Below are 21839 nucleotides of genomic sequence, written 5' to 3'. Positions count from 1 at the left end.
CGCACAACATAGATCGCATAACAGTACGGCATCACTTCGCAGCAGCTCAGTAGTCAGATACGTCGTTACCGGACAGGCCGGTCCGGTCACGACGGCACCTCCGGCGGCCTTACCGGGCGTTGGGCGCGCAGCACCGAGTCGGTGCTGTCTGATCAATGGTCAGCTGCCACGGTCGGGTGTTCCAACAGCCGCGACCGGACCGGAGCGACGGGCCTCCGGACGGTCGACGGCGGACTGGAGGCGGTCGTGGCGCAGCGCAGGAAGTCGGCGGGACACGGTGGGCTGGGTACGCCCCGGGTGTCGGCATGACTGGCCTGGAATGGGGACTGCTCGCCGCGATCGTGGTCCTCGCAGCGGCCGTACTGGCCGGACTCGTGTTCGGCGCCCGCACGTTACGGCAGCTCACCGTTCCCGCGTCCACACCGGTGCCCACCGAGGAGGACCCCGCCTTCGTCGCCGCCCGCGACCGTCAGGAACAGTCCCTGGCCGCGTTGCGCACCGCGGCCGACGAGGCCTCGTCCGCCGTCGAGCAGGCCAAAGCCGCCGCCGCTGCCGCCCGTACCGACGCGGCGGCGGCCAAGGCCGAGGCCAGCGCGGCCCGCGCGGAGGCCCGCCGGGTACTCGACGCGGCCCGCGCCGAAGCCGACACCATCCTGGAACGCGCACACCGCCAGGCCGAGGCCGAAGCCGAGCAGGTACGGGCGGCAGCCCGGCGCAGCGGTGAACGGGAGATCGCCATGCTCTCCCGTACCGTCAAGGAACAGTCCGTCGAACTCGACCGACGCGGCCAGCGGATGGACGAGCGGGAACGCCAACACGCCGAAGAGGCCGACCGGGTCGCCGAGCGCGACCGTCGCCTGAGCGCGACCGCCGCCGAACTCGCCGAACGCAAAGCGGCACTGGCTGCCCGGGAAGCCGACCTGGTCGAGGCGGAGGACCGCTGGCTCCGCGAACTGGAACGGGTGGCCGGTCTGACCGCCGAAGCGGCCCGTGGCGAACTCGTCGAGGCGATCGAGGGCCAGGCCAAGCGGGAAGCGGCGATCCTCGTCCGGGACATCGAGGCCGACGCCCGCAACACCGCCGACCAGCGGGCCCGGCACATCGTGGTCGACGCCATCCAACGGGTGGCCAGCGAGCAGACCGCCGAGAGCGTGGTCAGTGTCCTGCACCTGCCCGGCGACGAGATGAAGGGCCGGATCATCGGCCGCGAAGGCCGTAACATCCGGGCCTTCGAATCGGTCACCGGGGTGAACCTGATCATCGACGACACCCCCGAGGCGGTGCTGCTGTCCTGCTTCGACCCGGTACGCCGGGAGATCGGCCGGCTGACCCTGGAGAAGCTGGTCCTCGACGGTCGGATCCACCCGCACCGGATCGAAGAGGTGTTCGAAACCGCCAAACAAGAGGTCGAGCAGCTGTGCCAGCGCGCGGCCGAGGACGCTCTCGTCGACGTCGGGATCACCGAGATCCACCCGGAGCTGACCACCCTCCTCGGCCGGCTGCGCTACCGGACCTCGTACGGGCAGAACGTGCTCAAACACCTGGTCGAGACCGCGCACATCGCCGGCGTGATGGCCGCCGAACTGCGCCTCGACGTGCCGCTGATCAAGCGGTGCGCGTTCCTGCACGACATCGGCAAGGCACTCACCCACGAGGTGGAGGGCAGCCACGCGCTGATCGGCGCCGACGTCGCCCGCAAGTATGGCGAATCCGAAGACGTGGTGCACGCGATCGAAGCCCACCACAACGAGGTCGCGCCGCAGACCGTCGAAGCGGTGTTGACCCAGGCCTCCGACGCCTGCTCCGGCGGTCGGCCGGGGGCCCGCCGGGAAAGCCTGGAGGCGTACGTCAAGCGGCTCGAACGCATCGAGGAGATCGCCGCCGGCAAGCTCGGGGTCGAGAAGGTCTTCGCCATGCAGGCCGGTCGGGAGATCCGGGTCATGGTCAAGCCTGACGACGTCGACGACATCGGCGCGGCGGTGCTGGCTCGGGACGTGGCCAAGCAGATCGAGGAAGAACTCACCTATCCCGGCCAGATCCGGGTGACGGTCGTCCGCGAGTCCCGGGTCACCGAGATCGCCCGTTGAACCCGACAAGCGCGGGCCGGACGGAGAGTCAGGCGGCGCCCGGGGTCGAGCCGGCTCCTGGCTGCTGGGCGGCCAGGGTGGACGGCGGCGGGGTCGGCGCCGTCGCGTCGGCGGTGCGCCGACCGCGCGCCAGCGTCCGTTGCACCAGCTCCGCCACCTTCGACAAGGTGTAGTTGATCGCGATGAAGATCGCGCCGACGACGGCGTACACCTGGATCGGGTTGTCCAGGTTCTGGATGAGGAACGTGCTGATCCGCAGGGTCTCCTGGTAGCTGATGATGAAGCCGAGCGAGGTGTCCTTCAGCACGACGATCAGCTGGCTGATCAGCGACGGCAGCATGATCCGGAAGGCCTGGGGGAGCAGGATCATCCGGGTGGTCTGGAACGACGACAGGCCGATCGCGGCGGCGGCTTCCCGCTGCCCGGACGGCAGTCCCTCCATCCCGGACCGCAGGATCTCGCCGATGACGACCATGTTGTAGATCGTGAGCCCGATGACCAGGTACCACAGCGCGGTACCCAGATCGATGCCGAACTCGGGCAGCCCGCGAGCCACGAAGAAGATCGTGATGACCACCGGCAACCCGCGGAACACCTCGACGCAGAAGCGGCTGACCGCGTTGAGCGTCCAACTGCCGACCCGCAGCGCCATCGCCGCTGGCGTGGCCAGGTTGGTGAACCGGCGACGCATCAGCGCCTTGAGCTGGATCCGCACGACCGCCAGCGCCGTGCCGAGCACCAAGGACGACACGATCGCCAGGCCGGCGGCGATCAACGTGGCCCGGAAGCCCTCGCCGAGTCGCGCCCACACCAAGTGGAAGACCTCGTTGCCGGGGTCGATCAGCGGACCCCACTTCTCCATCGTGAACTGGTCCCGGGCGGCGAGCGGCCGGTAGACGAGGAAGTACACCCCGATCGCGGCGGCGATCGCGGACAGCACGCTGGCGATCAGGGTCACCAGGCGAGCCCGGGGGCCGGGCGCGTCGTACAACACGCTCTGCTGACTCATTGGTCGACTACCTCTTCGTTCGCGGCTGCGGGGCTCGCAAGCTCACTCCTCGCGCTCACGGGTGTCACCTCTTCGTTCGCGGCTGCGGGGCTCGCAAGCTCACTCCTCGCGCTCACGGGTGTCACCTCTTCGTTCGCGGCTGCGGGGCTCGCAAGCTCACTCCTCGCGCTCACGGGTGTCACCTCTTCGTTCGCGGCTGCGGGGCTCGCAAGCTCACTCCTCGCGCTCACGGGTGTCACCTCTTCGTTCGCGGCTGCGGGGCTCGCAAGCTCACTCCTCGCGCTCACGGGTGTCACCTCTTCGTTCGCGGCTGCGGGGCTCGCAAGCTCACATGCCATCACCTGGCCACCGCCCGGCGGCTCTCGATCCGGTCGAGCAGGACGCCCAGCGGCACCGTCATGATCAGGAAGCCGATCGAGATGCCGATGAACACCGGGATGATCGGCTCACCGCCGGAACTGGTCAGGCTCTGCGCCGAGTTGGACAGGTCACCCACCACGCCGAAGAAGCCGGCCAGCGCCGAGTTCTTGATCATCGCGATGATCACGCTGCCCAACGGGACGATCGCGGCCTTCCATGCCTGCGGCAGAACGACGTGCCGCAGATTCTGGGTGAAGGTCAACCCGATCGCGCGGGCCGCTTCGGCCTGCCCCGGCGGCACGGCGTTGATCCCGCTGCGGATCGCCTCGCAGACGAACGCTCCGGTGTAGACGCTGAGGGCGAGGACCGCGAACCGGAAGTACGGCAGGTCGATCCCGAGCCGGGAGAAGATGATCGACAGTCCCGGGATGCGCAGGAAGTCGGCGTTCGAACCGAGCGCCGGCAGCCCGAACGCGGAGAAGAACATCACGATGGTCAGCGGGACGTTGCGGAAGATCGTGACGTAGGCCGAGCCGAGCCAGCGTAGCGGCGGCACCGGCGAGATCCGCAGAACCGCGACGAACGTGCCGATCAGCAGGGCACCGGTCGCGGCGAGGACGCAGAGCTGCAGGGTGAGCCAGAAGCCTCCGACGAAGACGTCGAAGTAGTCGACGAGGACTCTCACACGGGACCTCTCTCCGCTTCACCCGCCCGGACGAGCAGCCGGGAGTTCAGGTGCCGGTCCGGGTCGCGGACGACCCGGACCGGCCACACGACGTTCAGGTACGGCCGGGACGGTCAGTAGCGGTTGACCGCCGGGCCTTCGGGCGTGTTGTCGTCGAACTCGCCGGCGGTGGATTCCCACGCGGCGGCGTAGGAGCCGTCCTCGTAGATCTTCTCCAACGTGTCGTTGATGAAGTCCCGGAAGGCGTCGTCGCCCTTCTTCAGGCCGATGCCGTACGGCTCCTCGGTGAACTGCTCGCCAGCGAGCTTGAACTCGTCCCCGTTGTCGGCGATGAAGCCGAGCAGGATGACGTTGTCGGTGGTGACGGCGTCGACCTGGCCGCCGCGCAGCGCGTCGACGCAGCGCTGGTAGACGTCGAACAGCACCAGCTGCTCGCCGGGGTTCGCCAAATACTGGGCGATGTTCTCCGCCGGCGTGGTGCCCTGGGCGGTGCAAACCTTCTTGTCGCCGGCCTCGAACGACTCCGGACCGGTGATCGAGTCGTCGTCGGCGCGGACCATGATGTGCTGTCCGGCGACGTAGTACGGCCCGGCGAAGTCGATCCGCTCCTTGCGCTTGTCGTTGATCGTGTAGGTGGCCACCACGATGTCGACCTTGTCCTGCTCGATCACCTCTTCGCGGACCGCCGAGGGGGTCTCGATGTATTCGATGTTCTCGGCCGGGATGCCCAGCTCGGCCGCGATCAGCTTGGCGATCTCGACGTCGAAGCCCACCGGCTTGCCGTCGAGCCCCTGCTTGCCGAAACCGGGCTGGTCGAACTTCGTGCCGACGACGATCTTCTGGGCCTCGTTGAGCTCGGCCATCGTGGTGCCGGCCTCGAAGCTCGGGGTCGCCACGTCGGGGTTCTCACCGCCGGTTTCCGCGTTGTCACCACAGGCCGTCATGGACAACGCCAAGGTGGCCGCCGCGGCTACCGCCGCCACGCGTGAGATGCGCATCGTTTCGTGATCTCCTTCGGGTTGGGAAGCCGGCCGGATCGCGGCTGGCTCCACGATGGATGAGCTGTCGAGTACGGGGGATTCAGTGACCTGAGGCTCTGAAGTGTGGGCGATGTCAGTGGGTGAGGATCTTGGACAGGAAGTCCTTGGCCCGGTCGCTGCGCGGGTTGGCGAAGAACTCCGCCGGTGGGGCGTCCTCGACCAGCTGCCCGTCCGCCATGAAGATGACCCGGTTGGCGGCGTGCCGGGCGAAGCCCATCTCGTGGGTGACGACGACCATGGTCATCCCCTCCCGGGCCAGCGAGGTCATCACGTCCAACACCTCGCCGACCATCTCCGGGTCGAGCGCGCTGGTCGGCTCGTCGAACAGCATCGCCTTGGGCTGCATCGCCAGGGCCCGGGCGATCGCCGCCCGCTGCTGCTGGCCGCCGGAGAGCTGGGCCGGGAACTTGCCGGCCTGGTTGGCGATGCCGACCCGGTCGAGCAGCTGCATCGCGCGGTCCCGGACCTCCGACGCCTTCTCCTTGCGGACCTTGCGTGGCCCCAGCGTCACGTTCTCCAGGATCGTCTTGTGGGCGAAGAGGTTGAACGACTGGAAGACCATCCCGACCTCGCTGCGCAGGCGGGCGAGGGCCCGACCCTCGGCCGGCAACGGCCGTCCGTCGAAGGTGATCGTGCCGGAGTCGATCGGTTCCAGACGGTTGATCGCGCGGCACAGGGTGGACTTTCCGGAGCCGGACGGCCCGATCACCACCACCACTTCGCCGCGTTCGACCGAGAGGTCGACATCGTCGAGTACGTGCAGCGGGCCGAACCACTTGTTAACCCCACTGAGCATGATCAGAGGTTGACTCGTTGTCACCGGCACGCACCGTCCCTGTCCATGCACCATCCCTGCAGCAGTGATTGGTCGAGGTCATCTCGCGTCTGTCCCGCCACTTTAGGCGGGGCTGTGTGTCAGAACGCAACTCGAATGGTCACGGAGCGATAACACAGGCCGCATCGGGACGAACGCCGCGTCAACATGATCGTATGGCGATTGCTTCGGTCCGCTCCGCGATGTGGAACTGGTCCATCGACGGACCACTCGCCGCCGGGCGGATCCGAGCGACGCTCGCGGCGATCCTCGACCGGCCGGTGTCGACCCTCGGCGGCGCACTCGCCGGAGAACTGTTCTCCGAAGGCGTGGTGCTCTGCGACGTCTGGCAGGGTACGGGCGACTTCCCGGTCACGGTCGACTGCTACGCTGCCCCGGTCGAGCCGGCGGAGATCCAGGTGCTGGCGGCGTTCGCCCACCGGGTACGGCGCCGGTGCCTGATGCCGGACGACACCCTCGACCCCGGCCGCCATCTGCTGGTGTCCCCGGATAACACGGTGCGCCCGGCGCATGTGGACCTCGAACCCACCGACTACGGCGAGCGCCGTACCAACCTGCGGCTGTGTGGCCGTGGCGAGCCCTCCTGCCGGCACGATCCGCGCTGCGCCGCGTCGCGCTGGCCGCCGGACTCGGTGTGGCCGACCCGTGCGGTCGCCTGACCCTGACGGCGCGCGCGGCCGGCCGGTTACGCTGTCTCGTGTCATGACTACCAGCGCAGCACACCCCCGCCACTCGCGTACCTATCAGGTGCGCACCTACGGCTGCCAGATGAACGTGCACGACTCCGAACGGATCTCCGGCCTGTTGGAAGCGGCCGGTTACGTCCGGGCGGGGGAGTCCGACGATCCGGACGTCGTCGTCTTCAACACCTGCGCCGTACGCGAGAACGCCGACAACCGGCTGTACGGCAACCTCGGCCATCTGCGTCCGGTCAAGGAACGGCAGCCGGGCATGCAGATCGCGGTCGGCGGTTGCCTGGCCCAGAAGGACCGTGGCGAAATCGTCAAACGGGCACCCTGGGTCGACGTCGTCTTCGGCACGCACAACATCGGTTCGTTGCCGGTGCTGCTCGACCGGGCCCGGCACAATGCGGCAGCCGAGGTGGAGATCCTGGAGTCGTTGGACGTCTTCCCGTCCACGCTGCCGGCCCGCCGGGAATCGACCTACGCCGGCTGGGTGTCGATCTCGGTCGGCTGCAACAACACCTGCACCTTCTGTATCGTGCCGTCGCTGCGCGGCCGGGAGAAGGACCGCCGGCCGGGCGACGTCCTGGCCGAGGTACGGGCACTGGTCGACGAGGGCGTGCTGGAGGTGACCCTGCTCGGCCAGAACGTCAATTCGTACGGTGTCGAGTTCGGTGACCGGTTCGCGTTCGGCAAGCTGCTGCGCGCCTGCGGTACGGTCGACGGACTGGAGCGGGTCCGGTTCACCAGCCCGCACCCGAAGGATTTCACCGACGACGTGATCGCCGCGATGGCCGAGACGCCGAACGTCTGCCATTCGCTGCACATGCCGTTGCAGTCCGGATCCGACGACGTTCTGCGCGCGATGCGCCGCTCCTACCGGGCCGACCGCTATCTGGGCATCATCGACAAGGTGCGTGCGGCGATGCCGGACGCGGCGATCACCACCGACATCATCGTCGGTTTTCCCGGCGAGACGGATGCCGATTTCGAGCGGACCCTGGACGTGGTGCGCGCAGCTCGTTTCTCGTCGGCTTTCACGTTCCAGTATTCGAAGCGTCCCGGTACTCCGGCGGCCGACATGCCGGGCCAGGTGCCGAAGGCGGTGGTGCGGGAGCGCTACGAGCGCCTCGTCGCCTGCCTGGAGGAGATCACCTGGGCGGAGAACCGTCGGCTGCTCGGGCGTACCGTCGAGGTTCTGGTCGCGGTCGGCGAGGGCCGCAAGGACGACCGGACCGGTCGGCTGTCCGGCCGGGCCCGCGACGGCCGGCTGGTGCACTTCGACGCGGGTTCCCTGGCCGGGCGGATCCGGCCGGGCGACATCGTCGAGACCGTGGTCAGCTACGCCGCCCCGCATCACCTCAACGCCGACGGTGAGCCGGTCGCCCACCGGCGGACCCGGGCCGGCGACGCCTACGAGGCCGGCCGGGCTCCCCGTACCGGTGGTGGTGTGCTGCTGGGTCTGCCGACCGTGGGCGCGCCGCCGACGCCGCCGCTGGCCGCGTCGGCCTGCGAGCGCTGAGCCCGATCGACGCGTACGGGCGAGAGCCGACGCGTTCGCCCGAGAGCCGGACACACCAGGGCCGACCCGTCCCGACGGGTCGGCCCTGGTGTGTCGCTAGAACATGTGTCGCCGGCGACCGGGCGAGCCCGGTCGTCAGCCGGCCTTCTCGGCGAGTTCCAGGAACTGGCGCTTACCGGCCAGGGCCTTCTCCGCCTCCCGGATCCGCTTCGCGTCGCCCGCCGCCTGCGCGCGGGCGAGCCGCTGCTCTGCCTCGGCGACCTGCTCGCGCATCTGGGTCAACAGCGGGTTGGCCGACGGCTCGGTCCGCCGCCACGCCGAGTCCATCGCCTCGCGTATCCGATCCTCGGCCGCGCGCAGCCGACGGTCCAGCCCGGCGGACGCCTCCCGGGGCACTCGGCCGATGTCGTGCCACTGGCCCTGGATCTCCCGCAGTTTGGCCTGCGCGAGGCGTGCGTCGCTGTCGACGTCGAGCGCCTCGAGTTCGGTCAGCAGCGCCTGCTTGCGCTCCAGGTTGCTCCGCTGCTCGGCGTCGCGCGCCGAGAAGACCTCGCTGCGCCGGGTGAAGAACGCGTCCTGGGCGGCCCGGAAGCGTTCCCAGAGCTTCTGCTCGGCCTCCTTCGAGGCCCGTGGCGCTGCCTTCCACTCGGTCATCAGCTCCTTGAGCCGGTTGGCGGTGGCCGCCCACTCCGTGGAGTCAGCCAACGCCTCCGCTTCGGCGACCAGCTCGTTCTTGGCCGCCTGCGCCTGCTTGCGCTGAGTGTCCAACGTGGCGAAGTGCGCACCACGACGTCGGGTGAAGGCGTCCCGGGCGGCGGCGAACCGCTTCCACAGTTCGCCGTCGGTCTTTTTGTCGACGCCGCGGATCGTCTTCCACTCGTCCAGGATTTCCTTGAACCGGTCACCGGCGGTCTTCCAACCGGTCGACTCCGCGGCCAACTTCTCGGCCTCTTCGACCAACGCGGTCTTGCGGGCCAGTGCCTCGACCCGGGCCGCCTCGCGAGCCGCCCGAGCCTCCACCGACTTCTCGTCGGCCACCGCCGCGAGCTTGTCCAGGCGTGCCGCCAGCGAATCGAGATCTCCGACCACGTGCGCGTCGGCCAACGACGCCCGAAGCCGGCGGATCGTGGTGAGCGAGTGCGCGGCGTCGGCGGCTCCGGACTGCAGCCGGGCCTCGGTCAGATCGACCTCGGTCACCAGATCGGCGAAGCGCCGGGCGAAGTGCGCCAGCCCTTCCTCTGGTGCCCCCGCCTGCCAGGAACCGACCGCCCGTTCTCCCTCGGCCGTCTTGACGTAGACCGTGCCGTCGGCATCAACCCGTCCGAAGGACGTCCAGTCGCTCATGTGCCCATCCTCGTTCTCCCGGCCCCACCGGATCGAGGTCACCCGATGAACGCCGCCACGGCGCAGTTAGGTTGCAGGTAAGTTTCCCCCGGGCATTGTCACAGGTCCAACCCCGCCCGCGTCGAGCGCCTGTCGCCGACCGTGACCATACGGTGTCCTTGTCCGGCGATGACCTACGTGCCGCCGTCGAAATAGCCGAATCGTCGGACGTTCCGTCATCACCAGGTTGCCGAAAGCGACCAATGGGGCCAGATACCGTAGGCCCGTGTCGTTGCTGCGTGTCGCCTTCTGCCCACATCCGCCGATGATCGTGCCGCAAGCCGCCGGCCGGGCCGCCGGCGAACTGGAGCGGCTGCGCGACGCGGCCGACCGCGCCGTTCGTGGGCTACTCGACTGCGGCGCGAGCCGGATCGTCGTGATCGGCGGCACTGACCCCACCGGCGGCACCGACCCGACTGGCGGCGTCGATCCCATCGTCGGCACCGACCCCACCGGTGGCGCGAACGGATCGAACGGCGCGGCTGGCGTCAACGGCACTGCCAAGGCCCCGGACCGCGCCGCTGAGCCCGTCCCGAACCGACGTGTCGCGCGGGTCCGCACCAGCTTCCGGCCTTGGGGAGTGCCAGTCGACGTGCGGCTCGGCCCGGCGGCAGACGACGCTGCCACGCACGACGACGCTGCCACGCACGACGACGCTGCCACGCACGACGACACCGTCGACGGGCGACGACTACCGTTGAGCCTCACCGTGGCCACCTGGCTGCTGTCTCGGGCCGGTGTGGACCCGACCGCGACGCGGGTCGAGATGAACGCCGTTCCCGCCGATCTGCCACCCGCTGCCTGCCAACGCTGGGGACGCCAGCTGACCGGGACGACACCATGGGCGGCGCTGGTGATGGGCGACGGTTCGGCGTGTCGGGGGACCGCCGCACCCGGCTACCACGACGAGCGCGCCGAACCGTTCGACGACCAGGTCGCCGCCGCCCTGGCCGGTGCCGACCTGGCCGCACTCGCCGGTCTGGATCCGGTGGTCGCCGAGCAGGTACGCGTCGCCGGGCGGGCACCATGGCAGGTGCTCGCCGCCGCGGCCCGCCCCGACGAGACCGGCCGGGTCACCACCGCCGTGGTCGGCGAATCCGTGCCGGCCACGACCGACTGGACGACGGAACTGTCCTACTACGCCGCCCCGTACGGCGTCGCGTACCTTGTCGCTTCGTGGAGCCGGAACCAGTGAGCACCAACGCCGGGCCGGTACGGCGTACCGCCGTGACGGTCCGCCCCGACCGGGTGGTGGCGGTGATCGGCCCGACCGCCGCCGGCAAGTCGGCGCTGAGCATCGCGCTGGCGTACGAACTCGACGCCGAGGTGGTCAACGCCGATTCGATGCAGCTCTACCAGGGGCTGGACATCGGCACCGCCAAGCTGACCCTCGACGAACGTGCCGGCGTACCGCATCACCTGCTCGACATCTGGCCGGTGACCGCGCCGGCCAGCGTCGCCGAATACCAGCGGCTGGCCCGGGCGGCGATCGACGACATTTTCCGCCGTGGCCGGCTGCCGCTGCTGGTCGGCGGCTCCGGCCTCTACGTCCGCGCCGTGTTGGAGAAGTTCGACTTTCCCGGCACCGAGCCGGCGCTCCGCGAGCGACTGGAGGCAGAACTTGCCGAGCTCGGCCCGGCGGTCCTGCATGCCCGGCTGGCGGCGGCGGACCCCGAGGCCGCCAGCGCCATCCTGCCCGGCAACGGTCGCCGTATCGTCCGCGCGTTGGAGGTGATCGAACTGACCGGCCGGCCGTTCACCGCCGCGTTGCCCGACCCGGTGCCGCACTACGACGCCGTACAACTCGGCGTCGACCTGGCCACCGATCAGCTCGACCAGCGGATTGCCGTACGGGTCGACCGGATGTGGTCGGCCGGCCTGGTCGCGGAGACCCACGACCTGATCGCGCGGGGCCTGCGCGCCGGCCGTACGGCGAGCCGCGCGCTCGGCTACCAGCAGGTGCTCCGGATGATCGACGGTGACTGCACCGACGCGCAGGCGCGGGCCGACACGGTACGGGCGACCCGACGGTTCGTCCGCCGGCAACGTTCCTGGTTTCGCCGCGACGGACGGGTGCGCTGGCTGGACGCGGCCGGCGACGATCTGCTCGCCGCCGCCCGGGCCGCCCTGACCAGCGCCCGAACCCACCAATAGCCCGGCCGCTGTCTGTCAGTTGGTGGCGGCGGTGGGATGCTGCTCGATGGACGCGGGTCCGCCCTGTACCACGGTGGCGGGGAGCCCGTCGACCACCTCGGTCGCCGACCCGGCCGCCCCTCCGGCCGGGCCCGAAGCGCCGTCCGAAGCGCCGGCCGAAGCGCCGGCCGGGCCCGTTGCGCCGCCCTGACCCGTTGCGCCGTCCGACAGCGCGGCGACTGAGTCCGCCGCGGCCGCCGCTCCGGCTGCCGTGGCCGCTGCCGCCGTCGCGGCCTGGGCGGCTGCCCGGACCGCCGCCGCGACCGCCGGAGCGACCCGCGGATCGAACACGCTCGGCACGATCACCGTCGGGTTGATCCGGTCCTCGCCCACGACGTCGGCGATGGCGCGGGCGGCGGCCAAGGCCATCTCGTCGGTGAAGGCTTCGGCGTGCGCGTCGAGCATTCCCCGGAACACCCCGGGGAACGCGAGCACGTTGTTGATCTGGTTGGGCTGGTCCGAGCGTCCGGTGGCGACCACCGCCGCGTGCCGGCGGGCCTCGCGCGGGTCCACCTCGGGGTCGGGGTTGGCCAGGGCGAACACGATGGAGTTCGGGGCCATGGTGGCGATGTCGTCGCCGGTGAGCAGATTGGGCGCACTGACCCCGATGAACACGTCGGCACCTCGGATCGCGCCGCGCAGGTCACCGGCGTACCCGGTCGAGTTGGTGTTGTCGGCCAGCCACTGCCAGGCGGGGTTGAGCCCGGACAGGCCACGGTGCAGCGCCCCCGGCCGGTCGTAGGCGATGACGTCGCCGACTCCCTGCCGCAGCAGGAGCTTGATGATGGCGGTGCCGGCCGCACCCGCCCCGGAGACCACCACCCGTACGTCGCCGAGCTGCTTGCCGACCACCCGCAGCGCGTTGGTCAGCGCGGCCAGCACACAGATCGCGGTGCCGTGCTGGTCGTCGTGGAAGACCGGGATGTCGAGCAGGTCGCGCAGTTTGGACTCGATTTCGAAGCAGCGGGGGGCGGCGATGTCCTCCAGGTTGATGCCGCCGTAGCCGGGCGCGATCGCCCGTACGATGGACACGATCTCGTCCGGGTCCTGGGTGTCGAGCACCACCGGCCAGGCGTCGACGTCGCCGAAGCGTTTGAACAGCGCGGCCTTGCCCTCCATCACCGGCAACGCGGCGGCCGGTCCGAGGTTGCCCAACCCGAGTACGGCCGACCCGTCGGTGACCACGGCGACCGTGTTGCGCTTGATGGTGAGCCGGCGGGCGTCGGCCGGGTTCTCGGCGATGGCCAGACAGACCCGGGCCACCCCGGGCGTGTACGCGCGGGACAGCTCGTCACGGTTGCGCAGCGACACCTTCGGCGCGACTTCGATCTTGCCGCCGAGGTGCAGCAGGAACGTCCGGTCGGAGACCTTGCGGACCTCGACGCCGTCCAGTGCCTCGAGTTCCTTGACCACGTCGTCGGCGTGTCCGGAGTCGGCCGTGTCGCAGGTCAGGTCGACCACCACGCTGACAGGGTCGGAATCGACCACGTCGAGGGCGGTGACGATCGCGCCGGCCTCGCCGACGCAGGTCGTCAGCCGGCCGATCGCCGACGCGTCGGCCGGAATGCTGATCCGGATGGTGATGGAGAAGCCGGCGCTGGGCAGGCGGGTGGTCGCCACGGGTTCCCTCCGTCGTTGGTGGGGGCGGCCCGACGGCCGCACGACCATTCTTGCGCGTGCCCGGCCGTGGCCCGCCATGGGCCGGGCCGGGTCGGTGCTCCGGCGTGTCACCGCCGCTGAGCTGGTACGCCACAATTTCAGGTGCGTTCGTGGCCCGCGCGTGTCACGATCGAAGCCTGAGGAGGCAACTTTTGCGTACATTTCGCGCCGACGAGTCGGCCGCCGCGCCGCTCGAGTCGACCACCGCGCCGTTTGAATCGACCGCCGCGTCGGACGACGGGCTGACGAGCGTACCCGGCGATGGTCCTGACCTGGACGATCCGATCGACCTGGCCGACCGGCTGGCGCTCGACGGCGATCCGGAGACGGTCGGTGAGCTGGAGCTGGCCGACCGGCACGCGCTGCGCCGGGTGGCCGGGCTCTCGACCGAGCTCAGCGACGTCACCGAGGTCGAATACCGGCAGCTCCGGCTGGAGCGGGTGGTCCTGGTCGGGGTCTGGGAGAGCGGATCGGTCACCGATGCCGAAAACTCGCTGACCGAGCTGGCCGCGCTCGCCGAGACCGCCGGTTCCCAGGTCCTCGAAGGGCTGATCCAACGCCGTGACCGGCCGGACCCGTCGACCTACGTCGGCCGGGGCAAGGTCGGCGAGTTGGGCGACGTGGTGCTCGCCACCGGCGCCGACACGGTGATCTGCGACGGCGAGCTCTCCCCGTCCCAGCTGCGCAACCTGGAGCAGGCGGTCAAGGTCAAGGTCGTCGACCGGACCGCGCTGATCCTGGATATCTTCGCCCAGCACGCCAAGAGCAAGGAGGGCAAGGCCCAGGTCGAGCTGGCCCAACTCGAATACCTCCTGCCCCGGCTGCGGGGCTGGGGCGAAACGCTGTCGCGGCAGAGCGGCGGCAGCGGCCGGGGCGGCGGCGCGGGCGGCGGCGTCGGCCTGCGCGGCCCGGGTGAGACCAAGCTGGAGACCGACCGCCGCCGGATCCGGACCCGGATCGCCCGCCTGCGGCGGGAGATCAAAGGCATGCGGACGGTACGGGAGACCAAGCGCGCCCGCCGCACCCGTAACGCCGTTCCGGCCGTGGCCATCGCCGGCTACACCAACGCCGGCAAGTCGAGCCTGCTCAACCGGCTCACCGGTGCCGGGGTGCTGGTCGAGGACGCGCTGTTCGCCACGCTCGATCCGACGACCCGCCGGGCGCACACGGCCGATGGTCGGCTCTACACACTGTCGGACACCGTGGGGTTCGTCCGGCACCTGCCGCACCAGATCGTCGAGGCGTTCCGCTCCACCCTGGAAGAGGTCGCCGAGGCCGATCTGGTGGTGCACGTGGTCGACGGTGCGCATCCCGACCCCGAGGAGCAGGTACGCGCGGTGCGGGAGGTGCTCACCGACGTCGGTGCCGATCGCCGACCCGAACTGCTGGTGATCAACAAGATCGACGCGGCGAGCGAGGAGGAGTTGCTCCGCCTCAAGCGGCGCTGGCCGGACGCGGTCCTGGTCTCGGCCCGGCGGGCGCGGGGGATCGACGACCTGCGGGCCGCGATCGAGGCCCGGTTGCCCCGCCCAGCGGTGCAGGTACGGGTGGTGCTGCCGTACCACCGGGGTGATCTCGTGTCCCGGGTGCATCACCGGGGCGAGGTGCTCGACACCCGGCACACGGCGGCGGGCACCCTGCTCGACGCCCGCGTCGACGACGCGCTGGCCGCTGAACTCGCACCCTTTGCCAGCAGCGAAAAGTAAGAGCGCGAATACTGTACGTGATTGACCGCTGTGTAACATTTGCCCTCAGGGCGGCGTGCGACACTCGTCGGATGCGTCGGTTCCTGACTCCGGTCCCGATCGTCGCCGGACTCCTCGCGGTCGCGGTCGGCGTCCCGGTCGGGCCTGCCCTCGCCCTGCCAGCTCAGGACCCCGCTCCCGGCGGTCAGCCGGGAGCGGTGCCCGGCAAGCAGGTCTGCGAGATCACCGACGAGCGACTACGGGAACTCTCCGGCCTGATCGCCACCGCCGACGGCTACATCGTCGTCAACGACGGCACCGACATCGACCGCAACGAGCGGATCTTCTACCTCGACTCCTCCTGCGACGTCGACGACACCGTGCGGTATCCGACCCGTCCGCTCGACCCGGAGGACCTGGCGCTGTCCCCGGACGGGCAGACACTGTGGATCGCCGACATCGGCGACAACCCCACCAACGACGAGCGCCGGGAACGCGTCGCGCTCTGGTCGATGCCGGTGGACGGCTCCGCCCAGCCCGAAATCCATCGGGTCAGCTACCCGGACGGGCCCCACGACGCGGAAGCGCTGCTCATCGCCAACGACGGCACCCCGCTGCTCATCACCAAGTCGACCGGCCCGGCCGGGATCTACCGCCCGGTCGAGCAGTTGCGCAGCAACAACGACGATCCGGTGCCGATGGAGAAGGTCGGCGAACTGGAGCTGCCCACCACCGACACCCCCAACCTGTTCGCCGCGGCCGGACGGCTCACGGTCACCGGAGCGGCGCGTTCCCTGGACGGCACCAGGTTCGCCGTCCGCACCTACGCCGACGCCTTCGAATGGGACGTCCCCGCCGACGGTGACCTGGTCACGGTGATGACCACCGAAGAACCCCGGATCACCCCGCTCACCGACGCCTTCGGCGAAGCCATCGCCTACTCCCCGGACGGTGCCCAGTTCGTCACCGTCTCCGACGTCGCGACCCTTGAGGAAGAAACCCCGGTCGAGATCCTGCGCTACCCGCGCAGCACCGAGGTGGCCGTGCCGCCACAGGACGCGGCGGGCGGCGACACGTCCGACGGACCCTCCTTCCTCAACCGGATCACCCTGCAGGACATCAACTACCTGATCGCCACGGTCGGGCTGCTCGGTGCGATCCTGGTCGGGGTCGGCATCTACGGCATCGTCCGCGCCCGGCGGGTCATCCGGGGACAGTCCACCGGCGGTGGCCTTGACCGGAAGCGCGCCGATCGGCTCAGCGACGACGACGAACGAGCGGCCGAGCGGGCCGGCTTCGACAGCGGTGCCGCGTCCGCCGGTTTCGACAGCGACAGGCTCGGCAGCGGTGCCCTGCCTCCCGGACCGCCCGTCGTCGCCGGACGTCCGGTGGGCCCGGTCGGGCCGCCGACCAAGAAATCCGGTGTCTACCGGGCCGCAGCCCCGAAGGCCGGCGTCTACGGTGCCGCCACGCCCCCCGGCACGGCGTACGGCGCGGCGAAACCAGCAGCCGGCGGCAGCGGGGCCGTCTACGGCGCCCCGCCCGCCGCCGCACCGCCGCCCGCCGCACCGCCGAGCGGCAAGGACGGCGTCTACGGCGGCCCGGCCGATTCCGGTGCCGTGTACGGGGCGGCCAAGCCCGCGACGGCCAGACCCACCGCCGGGGTGTACGGCGGCAGACCGGTCGGCGACGCCGGCGGCGACTACCCGTCGGCCGGTTATCCGGCCGACCGGTACGACGCGCCTGCTGACGGCGGCCAGCGGCCGTCCGCCGGGCGCGACCCGCACGGCGGCGGTGCCGGAGTCTACGGCCGCCCGGCTACCGACCAGACGGACCGCCGGGACCGGCGCGGCTGACGACCCGGGTTCCCGCCCTCGGCGGCTGATGCCGCGAGTCGGGTCAGACCCGACGGAGCACCGCCACCACCCGACCCATGATCGTCGCCTCGTCGCCGGGGATCGGGTCGAACGCGGCGTTCTGCGGCATCAACCAGACGTGGCCGTCACGCCGCCGGTAGGTCTTGACCGTGGCCTCGCCGTCGATCATCGCGGCGACGATCTCCCCCGAATCGGCGGTCGGCTGCTGGCGTACCACCACCCAGTCGCCGTCGCAGATCGCCGCGTCCAGCATCGAGTCACCCTTGACCTGGAGCATGAACACCTCGCCCTCGCCGACCAGCTCGCGGGGCAGGGGGAAGACGTCCTCGACGGCCTGCTCGGCGAGGATCGGGCCACCGGCGGCGATCCGGCCCAGCATCGGCACGTACGCCGGAGCGGGACGCATCGCCCGAGCCGCCTCGTCGTCGACGGCGTCGTTCGGGGGCCGTACGTCGACCGCGCGCGGCCGATTCGGATCCCGGCGCAGGAAACCTTTCCGTTCCAGCTCCTTGAGCTGGTAGGCCACGCTCGACGGCGACACCAGGCCGACCGCTTCGCCGATCTCCCGCACGCTCGGCGGATAACCGTGCCGGCTGACCCAGCTGCGGATGAACTCCAGAATCCGGCGCTGGCGGGTGGTCAGCTCACTGGTCACCGGCTCGGGAAAGGAACTGACCACCGGCGTGACCGCCCGCAGGCGGGACTCACCCGACCGGCTGGCGCCACGACCCCGTCCCCGCACCGACACGCCGCTGTTGGCCGCCGAGAAGGTGCTCTTGTCGGCGGGTGCCTGTCGGGGCTCGCCTGTCCTGTCGTCGGTCGCCACGTCCGTCCTTTCACTGGCCGCCCGGTACGACCCGGTTCGGCGCACCATCGGTGTCGACCACGACGGTATCGAGAGATTCCGCCAGTTTCAAACATCTGTACGAGGTGTGCCGCGCGTGTCGGCTGGATGTCCGCGCTATCGTACGTGTGTTCGAATATCGAGGTGGTCGGGTGTCGGCGGTAACCGTCGGCCGCGCATCGGTGTTGGCTCAGTGACGACGCGTCGGCTGGGTTGTGACCAACGTGCCACGTCTGGGTGTCGACTTGACCGAGCTCGACCGGCGGCATACGGTCGACCCCAACATCTAGTAGTTACAAAGGCGTAAGTCGCCTACAGGTTGGGTCCCCGCTCCAGGGGGTCGACCTCACGTACCCACGTGAAGGTCGGCGCTCGGACCGGATGCCGACCGACTGTGGCCGATCGCCGATCCGGTCTCGCGCGACCCTGACGGAAGGGAATCTCGGCATGCGCTGTCCGTACTGCCGACACGCCGATTCGCGCGTGGTCGACTCCCGCGAAGCCGACGACGGCCAGCTGATCCGCCGCCGGCGGTCCTGTCCGGAATGCGGCAAGCGGTTCACCACGGTCGAAGAGGCGGTGCTCGCGGTGGTCAAGCGCAGCGGCGTGACCGAGCCCTTCAGCCGGGCGAAAATCATGGGCGGCGTCCGCAAGGCCTGCCAGGGGCGACCGGTCGACGACGACGCGATCGCGCTGCTGGGCCAGAAGGTCGAGGAGACCGTCCGGGCCAAGGGCGCGGCCGAGATCCCCAGTCACGACGTCGGCCTGGCGATCCTCGGACCACTCCGCGAGCTGGACGAGGTGGCCTACCTGCGGTTCGCCAGCGTCTACCGGTCGTTCGACTCGCTCGACGACTTCGAACGCGAGATCGAGACGCTGCGGGCCGCCGCCACGGCCCGGTCCACCGCTGCCAGCGACACCGGTACCAGCGACGCCGCGACCGCCTCGGACGCGACGACCCCGGCGGCGGCCGGGGCCACTCCCGGCTGATCGGGCCCGCGCACCAGGCCGGCCCGAAACCCACGCACGCAGACCTGTCCGGCCGACCGCGGACCCTGGCGCGTACGGCAGGCCAAGAAGCCGGACACATCACACACGGAAAACGACCGCGGGAAGACGGAAACGACCGCGTGGCGGAACGCCGCGCGAGAACCTGAGGGGGCGATGAGATGGCGGGGGAAGGTGTGACCGCGAAGACAGGCGGTAGTGGCGGCGGCGCGGGTAGCGGCGGTAGCGGTACGGCGAAGGCCAACGGCAAGGCCGGCTCCAACGGCCGGGTGCGGGCCAAGGCAGCCGGCCCGGCTGGGCTCACCGTCGAGCGGGTCTGGACCACCGACGGTGTTCACCCGTACGACGAGGTGACCTGGCAGCGCCGTGACGTGGTGATGACCAACTGGCGGGACGGCTCGATCAACTTCGAGCAGCGTGGCGTGGAGTTCCCGGAGTCGTGGAGCGTCAACGCCGCCAACATCGTCACCACCAAGTACTTCCGGGGGGCGGTGGGCACCCCGCAGCGGGAGTGGTCGCTCAAGCAGTTGATCGACCGGGTGGTGAAGACCTACCGGGCCGCCGGCGAGCAGCACGGCTACTTCGCCACGCCGGCCGACGCCGAGATCTTCGAGCACGAGCTGACCTGGATGCTGCTGCACCAGGTGTTCAGCTTCAACTCGCCGGTCTGGTTCAACGTCGGCACGGCCTCCCCGCAGCAGGTCTCGGCGTGTCAGCCGTACCACTCGTTGGTGAGCACGCCGGCCGGCCTGGTTCCGATCGGCAAGCTGGTCGAGGAGAACGCGATCGGCGCCAAGGTCTACGACGCCCACGGCCTCACCCGGATTCTCGCGGTCAAGGCCAACGGCACCAAGGACGTGCTGCGGCTGCACACCAAGGCCGGCTACACCCTGGACGTCACCGCTGACCACCTGGTCTGGAAATCGACCGGTGAGGGCACCGGTCGGTTCGTCGAGGCCGGTACCCTGGTCGCCGGCGACACCCTCGAATGGCATCGTCGGGGTAGCGACGGCGAGGCGGAGTTCCGTCCCGGCGACGTCTACGAAGCGGCGTTGGCCGGATGGCTGCAGTCGGACGGCTTCGTCGGTCAGTACGACTATGGCACCAACCGGTCACTGACCATCGAGGCGATGACCGTCAACGACGACGAACTCGACTGGGTCGTCGCCGCGATCGATCGCGTCTTCCCAGGCGCGCACCGCCGCGAACGCCGCGTCGTCACCCAGGACGTCACCCTCGACTGCCGGCGGACCCGCCTGTACGGGGAGCATCTGCGGCCGTTCGTCGACAAGTGGGGCCTGCTCGCCCGGGGTACCGACATGGTGGTCCCGCCGACGTTGTTCACCGCGCCGCTGCCGGTTGTCGCGGCCTATCTGAAGAGCATCTTCCAGGCTGAGGGCTACGTCTCGGCCCGTGAAGCCTCCACCCTGGTCGGCGTCGACATGATCAGCGAGCCGCTGGTCCGTGGACTGCAGCGGCTGTTGTTGCGCTTCGGGATCTTCGCCCGGGTCGGTTTCAAGGCGGATCCGCGGCCGAACCGGCACGGCACTTGGTCGCTGCGCATCCAGAACCACGGCGACCGGGACCTGTTCGCCGCCGAGATCGGGTTCGTCGACTTCCGCAAGTCTGACAAGCTGGAGGAGAGTTTCGCGAAGGTCGGCCGGTCCGCCAAGCTGACAAAGCGTCTTGTCATCGACCGGGTCGAGCAGATCGGGGCGATGGAGGTCTACGACATCCAGACCGAGTCGGGTGAGTACCTTTCCGACAATCTGCGGGTGCACAACTGTTTCATTCTCGCTGTCGACGACTCGATGGATTCGATCCTCGATTGGTACAAAGAGGAAGGGCTGATCTTCAAGGGCGGCTCCGGTTCCGGCGTCAACCTGTCCCGGATCCGCTCCTCCAGGGAGCTGCTGTCCAGCGGCGGCACCGCCTCCGGCCCGGTCAGCTTCATGCGCGGCGCCGACGCCTCGGCCGGCACCATCAAGTCCGGTGGCGCCACCCGCCGGGCCGCCAAGATGGTCATTCTCGACGTCGACCACCCCGACATCGAGGAGTTCGTCCAGACCAAGGCCCGCGAGGAGAACAAGATCCGGGCGCTGCGCGACGCCGGGTTCGACATGGACCTCGGCGGCGCGGACATCGTCAGCGTGCAGTACCAGAACGCCAACAACTCGGTCCGGGTCTCCGACGAGTTCATGCGGGCATACGAGGACGGTGGCAGCTTCGACCTGCGGGCCCGGCTCGACGGCTCGGTCATCGACACCGTCGACGCCAAGAAGCTCTTCGGCACCATTGCACAGGCCGCCTGGGAATGCGCCGACCCGGGTCTGCAGTACGACGACACCATCAACGACTGGCACACCTGCCCGGAGAGCGGACGCATCACCGCATCTAACCCATGCAGTGAATATGTCCATTTGGACAATTCTTCGTGCAATCTCGCGTCGCTCAATCTGATGAAGTTCCTGCGGGCCGACGGCGGCTTCGAGGTCGAGAAGTTCGTCCGTTCCGTCGAGTTCATTATCACCGCGATGGACATCTCCATCTGCTTCGCTGATTTCCCGACGCAGAAGATCGGTGAGACCACCCGGGCGTTCCGGCAGCTCGGCATCGGCTACGCCAACCTCGGCGCGCTGCTGATGGCCTCCGGCCTGCCGTACGACTCGGAAGCCGGCCGCTCCTACGCCGCCGCCATCACCTCGGTGATGACCGGTACCGCGTACCGTCGCTCGGCCGAACTCGCCGGCGTCGTCGGTGCCTACGACGGCTACGCCCGCAACGCCGAAGGCCACAAGCGGGTGATGCGCAAGCACGCCGCCGCCAGCGACCAGATCCGCCCGACCGGCCCGGCCGCCACCGCCCTGGCTCGCGAAGCCGCCCGCCAATGGGAAATCGGCAATAAAATTGGCGAAAAGTATGGCTGGCGCAATTCCCAAGCCTCAGTACTCGCGCCCACCGGCTGCCTC

The 21839-nt window shown here is 69.9% G+C and carries 14 protein-coding genes and 4 pseudogenes; 11 read left to right on the top strand and 7 right to left on the bottom strand.

Annotated elements, in window-relative coordinates; translation table 11 throughout:
• The first annotated feature begins 305 nt into the window (after nt 1-305).
• A complete protein-coding gene (gene rny / locus O7632_RS23665; RefSeq protein WP_278117330.1) occupies nt 306-2087 on the top strand; it encodes a ribonuclease Y in 1782 nt (593 codons plus the stop codon).
• 28 nt (nt 2088-2115) lie between these two features.
• Here rny and O7632_RS23660 read toward each other — a convergent pair whose 3' ends face one another.
• The 4 genes from O7632_RS23660 to O7632_RS23645 form a co-directional block, all read right to left on the bottom strand.
• On the bottom strand, nt 2116-3096 hold the full coding sequence (locus O7632_RS23660) for an amino acid ABC transporter permease (RefSeq protein ID WP_278117328.1): 981 nt from the start codon (nt 3094-3096) through the stop codon (nt 2116-2118).
• Nucleotides 3097-3433: 337 nt separating this feature from the next.
• Complete coding sequence (locus O7632_RS23655) at nt 3434-4141, bottom strand: amino acid ABC transporter permease (RefSeq protein ID WP_278117326.1); 708 nt, start codon at nt 4139-4141, stop codon at nt 3434-3436.
• Nucleotides 4142-4254: 113 nt separating this feature from the next.
• The gene (locus O7632_RS23650) at nt 4255-5139 is read right to left on the bottom strand and encodes a glutamate ABC transporter substrate-binding protein (RefSeq protein ID WP_278117324.1); all 885 of its coding nucleotides are present in this window, start codon (nt 5137-5139) and stop codon (nt 4255-4257) included.
• A 115-nt stretch (nt 5140-5254) separates the two neighbouring features.
• The gene (locus O7632_RS23645) at nt 5255-6031 is read right to left on the bottom strand and encodes an amino acid ABC transporter ATP-binding protein (RefSeq protein WP_278117323.1); all 777 of its coding nucleotides are present in this window, start codon (nt 6029-6031) and stop codon (nt 5255-5257) included.
• A 140-nt stretch (nt 6032-6171) separates the two neighbouring features.
• On the opposite strand from O7632_RS23645, the gene O7632_RS23640 reads away from it, so the two are divergent.
• Both O7632_RS23640 and miaB read left to right on the top strand, forming a co-directional pair.
• On the top strand, nt 6172-6675 hold the full coding sequence (locus tag O7632_RS23640) for a hypothetical protein (RefSeq protein WP_278117321.1): 504 nt from the start codon (nt 6172-6174) through the stop codon (nt 6673-6675).
• A 43-nt stretch (nt 6676-6718) separates the two neighbouring features.
• The gene (gene miaB / locus O7632_RS23635) at nt 6719-8221 is read left to right on the top strand and encodes a tRNA (N6-isopentenyl adenosine(37)-C2)-methylthiotransferase MiaB (protein ID WP_278117319.1); all 1503 of its coding nucleotides are present in this window, start codon (nt 6719-6721) and stop codon (nt 8219-8221) included.
• Nucleotides 8222-8356: 135 nt separating this feature from the next.
• Here the strand turns inward: miaB and O7632_RS23630 are convergent, their stop codons facing one another.
• A complete protein-coding gene (locus O7632_RS23630) occupies nt 8357-9565 on the bottom strand; it encodes a DUF349 domain-containing protein (RefSeq protein WP_278117317.1) in 1209 nt (402 codons plus the stop codon).
• A 265-nt stretch (nt 9566-9830) separates the two neighbouring features.
• Between O7632_RS23630 and O7632_RS23625 the strand changes: the two genes are divergently transcribed.
• Together O7632_RS23625 and miaA are read left to right on the top strand one after the other, a co-directional pair.
• A complete protein-coding gene (locus O7632_RS23625) occupies nt 9831-10799 on the top strand; it encodes a hypothetical protein (protein WP_278117315.1) in 969 nt (322 codons plus the stop codon).
• Complete coding sequence (gene miaA / locus O7632_RS23620; protein WP_278117313.1) at nt 10796-11758, top strand: tRNA (adenosine(37)-N6)-dimethylallyltransferase MiaA; 963 nt, start codon at nt 10796-10798, stop codon at nt 11756-11758. Before O7632_RS23625 ends, miaA begins: the two co-directional genes overlap by 4 nt.
• A 273-nt stretch (nt 11759-12031) precedes the next feature.
• On the opposite strand, the pseudogene O7632_RS23615 reads toward miaA, so the two are convergent.
• Nucleotides 12032-13465: pseudogene (locus tag O7632_RS23615) on the bottom strand (NAD-dependent malic enzyme); the annotation flags it as partial.
• Nucleotides 13466-13740: 275 nt separating this feature from the next.
• On the opposite strand from O7632_RS23615, the gene hflX reads away from it, so the two are divergent.
• Nucleotides 13741-15162: a GTPase HflX gene (gene hflX, locus O7632_RS23610; RefSeq protein WP_278120319.1), complete on the top strand. Its 1422-nt coding sequence runs from the start codon at nt 13741-13743 to the stop codon at nt 15160-15162.
• A gap of 71 nt (nt 15163-15233) precedes the next feature.
• Nucleotides 15234-16997, top strand: coding sequence for a hypothetical protein (locus tag O7632_RS23605; protein ID WP_278117311.1), 1764 nt, complete (start codon nt 15234-15236; stop codon nt 16995-16997).
• Between the two features lie 43 nt (nt 16998-17040).
• On the opposite strand, the gene lexA is transcribed toward O7632_RS23605, so the two are convergent.
• Nucleotides 17041-17844: a transcriptional repressor LexA gene (lexA, locus tag O7632_RS23600; protein ID WP_278117309.1), complete on the bottom strand. Its 804-nt coding sequence runs from the start codon at nt 17842-17844 to the stop codon at nt 17041-17043.
• A 465-nt stretch (nt 17845-18309) separates the two neighbouring features.
• Here lexA and nrdR point away from each other — a divergent pair, with 465 nt between their 5' ends.
• From nrdR to O7632_RS32290, 4 genes and pseudogenes are all read left to right on the top strand, one after another.
• Complete coding sequence (gene nrdR, locus O7632_RS23595; protein WP_278117307.1) at nt 18310-18852, top strand: transcriptional regulator NrdR; 543 nt, start codon at nt 18310-18312, stop codon at nt 18850-18852.
• Nucleotides 18853-19031: 179 nt separating this feature from the next.
• Nucleotides 19032-19583 (top strand): annotated as a pseudogene (locus O7632_RS32300) (hypothetical protein); the annotation flags it as partial.
• A 9-nt stretch (nt 19584-19592) separates the two neighbouring features.
• A pseudogene (locus O7632_RS32295) lies at nt 19593-20465 on the top strand (LAGLIDADG family homing endonuclease); the annotation flags it as partial.
• Nucleotides 20466-20654: 189 nt separating this feature from the next.
• A pseudogene (locus O7632_RS32290) lies at nt 20655-21839 on the top strand (adenosylcobalamin-dependent ribonucleoside-diphosphate reductase); the annotation flags it as partial.

This window comes from Solwaraspora sp. WMMD406 (assembly GCF_029626025.1).
GTDB lineage: Bacteria > Actinomycetota > Actinomycetes > Mycobacteriales > Micromonosporaceae > Micromonospora_E.
The sequence above is the reverse complement of the archived record's forward strand: the minus strand, read 5'-3'. Positions and strand labels throughout refer to the sequence as shown.